The organism is Dellaglioa sp. BT-FLS60, from assembly GCF_054941065.1.
The window spans coordinates 1-2269 of sequence record NZ_JBSOLI010000003.1 but is presented as its reverse complement, the minus strand read 5'-3'; the positions used below and the strand labels follow the sequence as shown (position 1 = coordinate 2269).

Here is a 2269-nt window from a genome sequence, read left to right as displayed (position 1 = left end):
TAATGGATTTGGATAAACCGTACCCAAAAGTCTTATGGCTTTTGGGTCTTTTTTTGTCATTATACAAAAAAACTGTTATTAGTAATAGAATTAATTTCTATTACCAACAACAGATATTGTAGACCCTGTTTTCGTTCTATTACATCGTTATTAATAATTAATTATGTCCACATAAACGTCCATTTTGGCAATCATTTACATTTTCACAAAGAAATTAAAATAATGATTAAGTCACTATAAGCTTACTTATTAGCCTTCATTCTCACCTAATTGAGATATTTCTGAAGCCACTTAATATAGTACTTCTCTCGATCAATTGCATGGTCCAATATCAAATAATGCCCATATTGTTTATTAATCTCATCTTCTGAGAAAAAAATTAATTTCATTCTTTCTTCAAGATGATTTAACTTAGCTAAATGTAGTTGCGATTGTTCAAGCAACATTGATTGCAAGCGCGCATCATCTTTATTTTTAATAAAATAAAGTTTCAATACGAATTCATCTTTAAATGGCTTTAATTCATCAATGTCTGACATTAACCAGTCCATCAGCTTTTCTTCACCTTGTGGTGTAATATGATAGATTTTCTTTTCTAACTTAGTCCCCGATATTTCAACTTTATGCGTGATATAATCGACTTTTTCCATCGTTTGAAGTGTTGGATAAATTTGACTATGCCCTGCTTGCCAAAATTCCCCAATCTCTGTCGTAAACGCTTTTGTGATGTCATACCCAGACAATGGTTCTTGATTCAATAATCCCAAAATAATATATTGTAGTTTATTTTTTTTTGCCATTTACTCTCCTCAACTTGACTTTCAATACTTATCAGTATACTATAATCAAGTAAACAAAAACATGTAAATTTTTACATGTTAAAAAACACTTTAAAAGGAGAACATTAATTATGGCAAATACAGAAAAAAAATTCAAAACATTAGACGATTTCTTAGGTACACATTTTATATACACTTACGATAACGGTTGGGAATACGAATGGTACGCTAAAAATGATCATACAGTTGATTACCGTATCCATGGTGGCATGGTTGCTGGACGTTGGGTAACTGATCAAGAAGCTCACATCGTTATGCTTACTGAAGGTATCTACAAGATTGCTTGGACAGAACCTACTGGTACTGATGTTGCCTTAGACTTCTTACCAAACGAAATGAAAATAAATGGTACAATCTTCTTCCCTAAATGGGTTCAAGAACATCCTGAAATCACAGTTACTTACCAAAATGACCATATCGCTTTGATGGAAGAATCTCGTGAAAAATACGAAACATATCCTAAATTAGTGGTTCCAGAATTCGCTACAATTACTTACATTGGCGATGCTGGTCAAAATAACGAAGATGTTATTAACCAAGAACCATACGCTGGTATGCCAGATGATATCCGTAATGGTAAATACTATGACGAAAACTACAAAATGATCAAAAAGAACTAATTTAATCCAAATAAAAATCGTCTGAACTTTTAAAAGTTCAGACGATTTTTTTGTCAGTATACAAAAAAATAAAAGCCATAAGATTTTTTGGCATGGGTTCATCCAGACTCATTATTGTTCAACCACCACAGATGAATTAATAAGAAAGAAGAAATCTTCGGACTACCAACTTCATTAGTTTCTAAAGTAAACTTAGAATTCACAATAGTAAGCTCTTCACAATTATCATTTTAAATAAGTTATAACACTATAATTTTTTTGACAGCGCTTACTCACTTGCGTTATATTGGTTATGAAGGAGGTCTTAATATGCTATATATATTTGGCTTTATTTTCATATTAATTGCTATCTGGCAACTAGTTCTGACTTGGAAAACTTTCACAAAACTTAAAAAGGAAGGCACCAAAGATACCTCATCCTTTATTATGTTAGCCTTATCGAATAGTCTATTATTTGCTATTGTTTTCTTACTTGTTGGAGTTGGCTGTCTTTTTTTCAAAGGCTATTTCTAAAAAATTAATTTAAATAGAAACTAAAATGAAAGGTTCCAAGAACGTTAGTCAAAATCTAACTGACTTGGAGCCTTTTGTCTAAATATTCTTTTAAATTAAAGCAGGTATTTTATATTAAAATATTTTATAACCTTAAAATCAATACAAAAAAAAGGCCTAATCATTAAAATGAGGGTCTACAATATCTGTTGTTGGTAATAGAAATTAATTCTATTACTAATAACAGTTTTTTTGTATAATGACAAAAAAAGACCCAAAAGCCATAAGACTTTTGGGTACGGTTTATCCAAATCCATT

The 2269-nt window shown here is 30.7% G+C and carries 3 protein-coding genes; 2 read left to right on the top strand and 1 reads right to left on the bottom strand.

Annotated elements, in window-relative coordinates; all coding sequences use genetic code 11:
* Window positions 1-266: 266 nt before the first annotated feature.
* A complete protein-coding gene (locus tag ACVQ8P_RS00095) occupies window positions 267-800 on the bottom strand; it encodes a PadR family transcriptional regulator (protein ID WP_462296829.1) in 534 nt (177 codons plus the stop codon).
* 110 nt (window positions 801-910) lie between these two features.
* Here ACVQ8P_RS00095 and ACVQ8P_RS00090 point away from each other — a divergent pair, with 110 nt between their 5' ends.
* Both ACVQ8P_RS00090 and ACVQ8P_RS00085 read left to right on the top strand, forming a co-directional pair.
* Window positions 911-1459: a phenolic acid decarboxylase gene (locus ACVQ8P_RS00090; RefSeq protein WP_462296828.1), complete on the top strand. Its 549-nt coding sequence runs from the start codon at window positions 911-913 to the stop codon at window positions 1457-1459.
* A 309-nt stretch (window positions 1460-1768) separates the two neighbouring features.
* Entirely contained in the window at window positions 1769-1972 is a 204-nt protein-coding gene (locus ACVQ8P_RS00085) for a hypothetical protein (protein ID WP_462296827.1), read from the top strand.
* Window positions 1973-2269 lie beyond the last annotated feature (297 nt).

Coding starts and splice junctions, on each gene's coding strand:
- ACVQ8P_RS00095 (WP_462296829.1), bottom strand. CDS start 800: ATGGCAAAAAAAAATAAACTACAATATATTATTTTGGGATTATTGAAT.
- ACVQ8P_RS00085 (WP_462296827.1), top strand. CDS start 1,769: ATGCTATATATATTTGGCTTTATTTTCATATTAATTGCTATCTGGCAA.
- ACVQ8P_RS00090 (WP_462296828.1), top strand. CDS start 911: ATGGCAAATACAGAAAAAAAATTCAAAACATTAGACGATTTCTTAGGT.